Genomic DNA, 7,302 nt, shown 5'->3' with positions numbered 1-7,302 from the left:
AGCGATACGGTGAGTGCTGCGCTCAAGGCGATTATTGCCGCGCTCAATCTCTCGCGCGAGGAAGACGAGACGGGCCAGCGCGGCGGGCTGACCGCACTGGCCAGCTAGGGCAGCGTATTACGCCCTCGCGCTAAAAAGCCGCCACGGGCCGATTGCCCGCGGCGGCTTTTTAGCGTCTACAGATAACGCATCCACGGCTGCGGCGAGCGCCGTTTGAGCCGCCCGAACCAGGCACAGGCCAAGCCCAGCGGCGGCGTGAGCAGGATCGCGATCAGCCATACATAGCCCATGGTCGGCACGCTGAACAGGCTGCCCTCATTCGCGCCTGCGTAGTACAGCGCACCGAGGTTGAGCAGGTGCAGTACGTACAGATGCAGCAGATAGAAGAACAGCGGCGCGCCGCCGAATACCGCCAGCATGCGCGCTGCGCCGGCCGGCACGCGTTCGAGCGCGGCCAGTAGCAGCGTACCGATACCCAGCGTGAACAGGACGAAATCGGCCGACGGCGGATACTTGGTCAGATTGAAAAACGACATCGCCGTGCGCAGCCCGCTGTCGCCGGCCTGCCAGGGCACGGGTTCGCCGTAGCCGTTGATCACGCGTAGCACGACGAACGCCGCCAGCAGCGCGAGGCCCGTGCCCCACAGCAGGCCCGCCCGCACGTTCGGGTCGCGATCCTTGGCAAACCATGGCCCCACGCTATAACCGAGCGCGATGACGCCAATCCAGGGCAGCAGCGGATAGGAGGTTTGGGCGGCGATGCCCAGGGGCAGATCGATTACGCCGCGATCGTGCAGGATGGTCCAGAACACATAGCCGAAGTCGCCGGGTGCGAACGCGATCGGGTCGAGCAGGTTATGGCCCAGCACGATGATCGCACCCAGGGCAGCGAGCGCGAGCCGGGGCAGATGCACGAGCGCGGCCAGCGCGATCATGCTCAGGCCGATCACCCAGATCACCTGCAAGTAGAGTTTTTCCGGGGGCAGGGCGAAGGTCCAGGCGAAGCTCACCAGCGTGAGTTCCAGCACCACGAGGAACAGCCCGCGCTTGAACAAGAACGCGCTCACATCGGCGCGGCTGCGCTGGGCGCCATAGAGCCAGGCCGACAGCCCGGTCAGCGCCACGAACACCGGCGCACACAGATGCGCGGCCAGGCGCGAGAAATACAGCGCCGGCGTGACCTCGTTCACGTCCATGGGATCGGACACCTGCGCATGCAGGAAGAAGAACTCGCGGGCGTGGTCGACCAGCATGAGCAGCATCACCAGCCCCCGCAATGCGTCGATGGACTGGATACGCGCCCGGCTGGCGACCCGGGCCGGGGTGTCGAACCCTGTGGCGTCTGCGGCGCCAACCGTCTGATTCATGAGTGCTTCTCGTCGAAAATGCGCGATGTTATATCATCGCGATCCGACATGCCCGGATTGACGCAAGCGACGACGCCTGCTGCGCTCAGCGTTCGAGATTGGTTGCCGTCACCGGGGCGGCATCGTTGCCCCAGCTGCCGCGAATATAGGTCATGACTGCGGCCAGATCCCGGCCGTCCAGATCGTAGAACGGCGGCATGCCGTGCGGGCGCGGATTGCCTTCGGTCGCGGCGGCGAAACCGCCTTGACGGATCATGTTGGCTGCGTTGATCGGGTTGTCCATCGTGACCACACGGTTGCCGGCCAGTGCCGGCGCGCCCTCACGACCCTTGCCGTTGTCGCCGTGACATTCCGCGCAGTTGTCGGCGTAAATCTGTCGGCCTTCGGCCATGGCTTCGCGCCGTCCGTTGTCGCTCATGCGGATCAAGCGCAGCGGCGAATCCACCGACACCGCCGGTATCGATCGCAGATAGGTCGCCATGGCGCGGGCGTCGTCGTCGTGCATGTATTGCAGGCTTTCGAAAACGACGTCGGCCATCGGCCCCATCATCGCGGCATGTTCGCGCTTGCCGCTTTGCAGGAAGGCCGCGGCTTCCGCGAGTTCCATATGCTGGAGCCCGGCCTGCTCCGGATCGGCCAGCGGCGGCGCATACCAGCCGTGAATCATCGCACCCGGCGCGTCGTCGGCATCGTTGGTCGCGCCCAGGCGCGCCCGGGCGCGATGGCAGGCATCGCAATGGCCCAGGCCGGCCACGAGTTCGCGACCCCGGTTCCAGTCATCGCTTTGCTTCGTGTCGGTTTCGATTTCGCCGGCATCGAAATAGAGCATCTGCCAGACATTGAGCAGGCTGCGATAGCGATAGGGAAAGCCCAGCTCGTGGTCGCCATGACGTTGTTCAACCGCGGGCACGCTTTGCAGATAGGCATAGATCGCGTCGATATCATCGCGCGGCACGTGGGTATAGTTCGGGTACGGGCAGGCCGGATACATTGGCGAGCCGTCGGCGCGTTCGCCGTTATGCAGCGCGTTGTAGAAATCGTCTGCGCTCCAGTCGCCGATGCCCGTGCTCGTATCGGGCGTGATATTGGGGGTGACGAACGTGCCGTAGTCGCTGGCCAGTGCCAGCCCGCCGGCATAGTCCGCGCCGCCCGGTGCGGTATGACAGCCCGCACAGTTGCCCAGCCGGGCCAGATATTCGCCGCGTTCGAGCCTCGCCTGATCGGCCGCGCTGGCCGTGCAGGTCAGGAATGCCAGGGCCAGGCTGGCCAGCACGAGAATACGATTGCGAAACACGGTCTAAGACTCCGGCACGGGCACACTGCCGCATTCCAGCGGCGGATCGACCACGGCATTCGCCACCGGGCGCGTATCCTCGGGAATCGGCTGGGACGCCAGCCAGGCCGCCACCGCCTCGACATCGCGCCCGCTCAGGCGCTGGGTGATATCGGCCATGCAATCGGGCGCCGCGGCGTGGCGGGTACCCACCTGCCAGGCACCGAGCTGGGCCATGATGTACTGGCGCGGCAGCCCGATCAGCCCCGGGGTGTTGGGTTCTACGCCGGTCAGACGATCGCCGTGGCAGGCCGCACAGGCCGGTATGCCGGCCTGTTCGTCGCCGCGGTGTACCAGCTGTTCGCCGCGCTCGGCGAGGGCCGCCGTCGGCGCGGCGGCCGGTGGCGGGTAGGGCGCATGCTGGTCCGCGAAGTAATCCGCGATCTCATAGAGATAGTCGTGAGACAGATGCGCCACCATATGATTCATGCTGCGGTTGCGCCGGCGGTAGTCCTGATAATTCACCAGCTGGTTATAGAGATAGCCGGCGGGCTTGCCGTGGATCCGTGGCACGTAGCCGTCTTCGAGTTCGACGCCCTGGGGGCGGTGGCAGGCGGTACAGGCTTCCAGCCGCTCGGCCATGGGGTCGTTGTTCGCTGTGTCGTGAGCCGCGGCGCTCGTGGCCAGGCACGCCAGCCCGCCGAGCAGCGCGCCGATTAGAAGAACTCTTATAGCGGGCACGGTCGCGGCATCCTTGAATCGAGAGGGCGGCATGGCATTGCTCGACTATTATCGGCCGATACGCCGCCGCGACCAAATCGGAGGCCGGTAACGGTCGACGTTCCGGTGGGCCGACGCGTACGTACGCAGCGATACGGATAGCGCGTAATCGGGGTGCCCCTTACGGTTCATCGCCGAGCGTGCTTCAACAACCACGCCGCGTGCCGATAGGAGTATGTATGGCCGATACCCGTGACGATGAACAGCAGCCGCCCCAGCGCGAGGTGATGCGCCTGTTCGAGCGACCGATTCAGATTCGTTCGTTCATCATGACCGCGATTCTCGTCATCCTGACGCTCTACACGCTCTACTTCGCGCGCTTCATCTTCATACCGGTCGCGCTCGCACTGATCTTCAACCTGCTGCTGGGCCCGCTGGTCACGCGTATGCAGCGGCTCTATATCCCGCGTTGGATCAGTGCGCTGTTGCTGATCGGCAGCTTTGCCGCCGTCGTGGTCTACGGCTGCTACATGCTCATGGGGCCCGCGCAGTACTGGATCAAGCACGCGCCGGAAGCGTTTACCTCGTTCGAGGAGAAAACGTCTCAGCTGCAGCAGCAGATCCAGGACATGAACGAAAGCACCGAGGAGATCAAGAAGGCCGCCACCAAGATGATCGGCAAGGCGGCCAACCAGGGCCAGACCATCAGCATCAACGACGAAAGCCTGCGCGATCAGATCGTGACCAATCTGCAATGGTCGGCCGGCATTCTGTTCATGACCCTGATCATGCTCTACTTCATGCTGTGCGGACGCGGTTTCGTGTTTCGAAAGTTGCTCATCATGACGCGAACGGGGCGAAGTCGGCGCAATGCGGTTCGTATCGTGCGCCATCTGCAGAGCGATATCAGCCGCTACCTGCTCACCGTGACCGCGATCAATATCCTGCTCGGTACCAGCGTCGCGCTGGTGTTGTGGCTGATCGGCCTGTCCGACCCGATGCTCTGGGGCGTGCTCGTGGGCGTGCTCAACTTCGCCCCCTATGCCGGTGCGGCGATCTCGCTGGCCGCGATCACGCTGGCGTCGTTTGCCACCTTCGACACCCTCGGGCATGTGCTGGCCGCGCCTGCGGCCGTGTTCGCGCTCAACGTGCTCGAAGGCAATTTCGTTACGCCGGCCATCCACGGCCAGCGTTTCGAGATGAGCCCCTTGATGGTGTTCTTCGCGCTGTTCTTCTGGGGCTGGCTGTGGGGTGTGGCCGGCATGCTCATGGCCGTGCCGCTGCTGGTGGTGTGCAAGGTCACCTGCGATCACATCGAAGAGCTGCGCCCGCTGGGACGCCTGCTGGGGCGTTAGACCGCGTTTTCGACCTGGTCGACCAGCCGCGCGAGGCGGGTACGGCTTTGTTGTAGCGCGTCGAGCTTCTGGTCGAGCGCGTTCAACTCGTGCGCCAGCGTGGCGCGCACGCGATCACAGGGGTCGAAATGCGGCGCGTCGTCCACCAGGCACGGCAACAGTAGCGCCACGCTGTCGAGTTTGAGGCCGGCCTCGTTGAGCTGCCGTACGAGCGTTGCCTGGCGCAGATCGGCCTCGCTGTATTGGCGGTAGCCGGCGGCACTGCGACGGGGCGTAAGCACGCCACGGTTTTCGTAATAACGCAGCATCCGCTCGCTGATACCGCTGTGCTTGGCGAACTCGCCGATATGCATGGCACTCAATAGGTATTGACCTTGACAGTACTGTCAAGGCGCAGGATCGGTTCGTCAATCACACGATGGATCGTCGTCATGTCTTGTTCGTTCAAATGCCTGTGCATGCTGTTATTGGGCGTCTGTGCGCCCGGCTTGCTAGCGGCGCCAGCCGCTAGCGACCGACCGGCACGGCCGCTGGTTATCATCATCCACGGCTATGCGGCCACACCGTCTGATCACTGGTTTGGCTGGCTCGAAAACGCGCTGGCCGATCGCGGGATCGAAGCCCGTCGTATTGCCCTGCCCGACCCCACGGCCCCCGAGCCCGGTGCCTGGGCCGAACGGCTCGATCGGCTGACCTGCAATACGCAACGGCCGGTTTATTTCGTGGCCCATAGCCTGGGTGGTATCGCCCTGCTGGCGTCGTTACAGCGGCGTATCGATGCCGACCCGGCAGGCGCGCACTGGGCCGGTCTGGTGCTGGTATCGGCGTTCGCCGACCCGTTGCCTGCCCTGCCGCAACTCGACGCCTTCGTCGCGGCGCAACTCGATTTCGACGCGATCCACGCGCATGTCGATCGCCAGCTTGTGATAACCGCGCGCGATGACCCGATCGTGCCATTCAATTTGAGTATGGCATTGGCCGAGCGGTTGCACTCGCCGTTGCTGCTCGCGCCCGACGGTGGCCATTTTCTCGGCCGCGACGGCTATACGCGGTTGCCCGCGGTGCTGAGCGCTCTGCGCGATATGATCGGTGCGGGCAACGATCGGTTCTGGTGTAACGCCAGCCTTTAGCCAGGCCCACATCGGCCGGCGGATTGCGTTGCGGCGCAGCGCGGTTTTAGAGAACTTTGCCGGGGTTGAGCAGCCCGGCCGGATCGAGCGCCTGTTTCATCCGTTGCATGAGCGCGATCTCGCCGGGGCTGCGGGAATAATCCAGAAACGGTTTCTTGAGCAGGCCGATGCCGTGCTCGGCAGAAATGGAGCCGCCGTATTCGCGCACCAGCGCATAAATGGTGCGCTCGACGGCTTCCAGTGGTTGTGGCTGCTGGTCGATACTGACCGACAGATGCACGTTGCTGTCGGCGATATGGCCCCAGCCAAGCACGCGCGCGCTGGGCCATTGCGCCATCAGTCCTGCATATGCGCGCTCGATGAACACACCGATATCGCCGATCGGCACGCTGATATCGAAATCGATACGCGGCGAGAACACGCGGCTGAACTCGCCGGCCAGGCCGCGCAGTGTCCACAGCCGCTCGCTGTCTGCCAGCGAGTGGGCCAGCACCGCGTCCACGACCAGACCCTCGGAGAGGGCGCTGGCGATGGTGTCTTCAAAGCGGGCCTGATCGGCCTCGGGATCCGTGCCGAGCGTATCGAGCAGAATATAGGCCGTATGGTGCTCGTCCAGCGGCGGGCGCATATCGTTCGCCTCAAGCGCGAGACGATAGAAGTCCGGCCACATCACTTCAAACGCCGATAGCATGGGCCCGAGGCGCGCTTTCGCAAGGGCCAGAAAAGCGAGTACCGAATCGTAGTCCGAGACTGCACACAACGCGGTGCATTCACTCGTTGTGGCCGGGAACAGGCGGAGTACCACGCGCGTTATGATGCCGAGGGTGCCCTCGCTGCCGATGAACAGATGCTTGATGTCGTAGCCGGCGTTGTTCTTCTGCATCTTGTTGAGCGACGTCACCACGCTGCCGTCGGCCAGCACCACTTCCAGACCCAGCACCAGATCGCGTGCCATGCCGTAGCGCAATACCCGGTTGCCGCCCGCGTTGGTGGCGATATTGCCGCCGATCTGACAGGAGCCGCGTGCGCCCAGATCCAGGGGAAAGAAAAAGCCGGCCTCGGCGGCGGCCTGTTGCACCCGTTCCAGTGGCACGCCGGCCTCGACCGTCATGGTGGCGGCGGCGGAATCGATTTCCTCGATCGCACGCATGCGTTCGAGGCTGACGATCACACAGCCGTCGACCGGTGTCGCCGCACCGGTCAGGCCCGTAAGCCCGCCCTGGGCGACGACCGCGCAGTCGTAGCCAGCGCAGATCTCGAGCGCGCGCGAGACGTCGGCGGCGTCATAGGCATAGACGAGCGCGGCGGGCTGTTCATGGTCTGCGAGGGCCACGCCCCAATCGCTGCGGTGGCGGCTGGGGATGTGCTCGGGCGCAACCACGCGGCCCGGTTCGAAGGCGGCTTGCAGATCGGCGAGTAGGGCCATGGGGCGTTTCCTCTGCTGGCGCTTGTAAGCG

Annotated in this window: 7 protein-coding genes; 2 read left to right on the top strand and 5 right to left on the bottom strand. The window is 64.5% G+C overall.

Going from position 1 to position 7,302, the window contains the following annotated elements; translation table 11 throughout:
• Window positions 1–176: 176 nt before the first annotated feature.
• The 3 genes from ABNU97_RS04750 to ABNU97_RS04740 form a co-directional block, all read right to left on the bottom strand.
• Window positions 177–1,367, bottom strand: a complete 1,191-nt coding sequence (locus ABNU97_RS04750; protein WP_348765603.1) for a heparan-alpha-glucosaminide N-acetyltransferase domain-containing protein — start codon at window positions 1,365–1,367, stop codon at window positions 177–179.
• 85 nt (window positions 1,368–1,452) lie between these two features.
• Entirely contained in the window at window positions 1,453–2,661 is a 1,209-nt protein-coding gene (locus tag ABNU97_RS04745) for a cytochrome c (protein WP_348765602.1), read from the bottom strand.
• A gap of 3 nt (window positions 2,662–2,664) precedes the next feature.
• Entirely contained in the window at window positions 2,665–3,414 is a 750-nt protein-coding gene (locus tag ABNU97_RS04740; protein ID WP_348765601.1) for a cytochrome C, read from the bottom strand.
• A 185-nt stretch (window positions 3,415–3,599) separates the two neighbouring features.
• On the opposite strand from ABNU97_RS04740, the gene ABNU97_RS04735 reads away from it, so the two are divergent.
• Entirely contained in the window at window positions 3,600–4,715 is a 1,116-nt protein-coding gene (locus ABNU97_RS04735) for an AI-2E family transporter (RefSeq protein ID WP_348765600.1), read from the top strand.
• On the opposite strand, the gene ABNU97_RS04730 is transcribed toward ABNU97_RS04735, so the two are convergent.
• A complete protein-coding gene (locus ABNU97_RS04730; RefSeq protein WP_348765599.1) occupies window positions 4,712–5,068 on the bottom strand; it encodes a MerR family transcriptional regulator in 357 nt (118 codons plus the stop codon). The genes ABNU97_RS04735 and ABNU97_RS04730 overlap by 4 nt on opposite strands.
• 78 nt (window positions 5,069–5,146) lie before the next feature.
• On the opposite strand from ABNU97_RS04730, the gene ABNU97_RS04725 reads away from it, so the two are divergent.
• On the top strand, window positions 5,147–5,845 hold the full coding sequence (locus tag ABNU97_RS04725; protein WP_348765598.1) for an alpha/beta hydrolase: 699 nt from the start codon (window positions 5,147–5,149) through the stop codon (window positions 5,843–5,845).
• 46 nt (window positions 5,846–5,891) lie between these two features.
• Here ABNU97_RS04725 and ABNU97_RS04720 read toward each other — a convergent pair whose 3' ends face one another.
• On the bottom strand, window positions 5,892–7,271 hold the full coding sequence (locus ABNU97_RS04720) for an FAD-binding oxidoreductase (RefSeq protein WP_348765597.1): 1,380 nt from the start codon (window positions 7,269–7,271) through the stop codon (window positions 5,892–5,894).
• Window positions 7,272–7,302: the final 31 nt, after the last annotated feature.

This window comes from uncultured Salinisphaera sp. (genome assembly GCF_964012375.1).
GTDB lineage: Bacteria > Pseudomonadota > Gammaproteobacteria > Nevskiales > Salinisphaeraceae > Salinisphaera.
Note: the sequence above shows the minus strand (reverse complement) of the source record. Positions and strands in the feature narration are given on the sequence as shown.

What these genes read in the sequence shown, in the direction of transcription:
- ABNU97_RS04750 (WP_348765603.1), bottom strand. Translation starts at nt 1,367, where the DNA reads ATGAATCAGACGGTTGGCGCCGCAGACGCCACAGGGTTCGACACCCCG.
- ABNU97_RS04740 (WP_348765601.1), bottom strand. Translation starts at nt 3,414, where the DNA reads ATGCCGCCCTCTCGATTCAAGGATGCCGCGACCGTGCCCGCTATAAGA.
- ABNU97_RS04735 (WP_348765600.1), top strand. Translation starts at nt 3,600, where the DNA reads ATGGCCGATACCCGTGACGATGAACAGCAGCCGCCCCAGCGCGAGGTG.
- ABNU97_RS04730 (WP_348765599.1), bottom strand. Translation starts at nt 5,068, where the DNA reads ATGCATATCGGCGAGTTCGCCAAGCACAGCGGTATCAGCGAGCGGATG.
- ABNU97_RS04725 (WP_348765598.1), top strand. Translation starts at nt 5,147, where the DNA reads ATGTCTTGTTCGTTCAAATGCCTGTGCATGCTGTTATTGGGCGTCTGT.
- ABNU97_RS04720 (WP_348765597.1), bottom strand. Translation starts at nt 7,271, where the DNA reads ATGGCCCTACTCGCCGATCTGCAAGCCGCCTTCGAACCGGGCCGCGTG.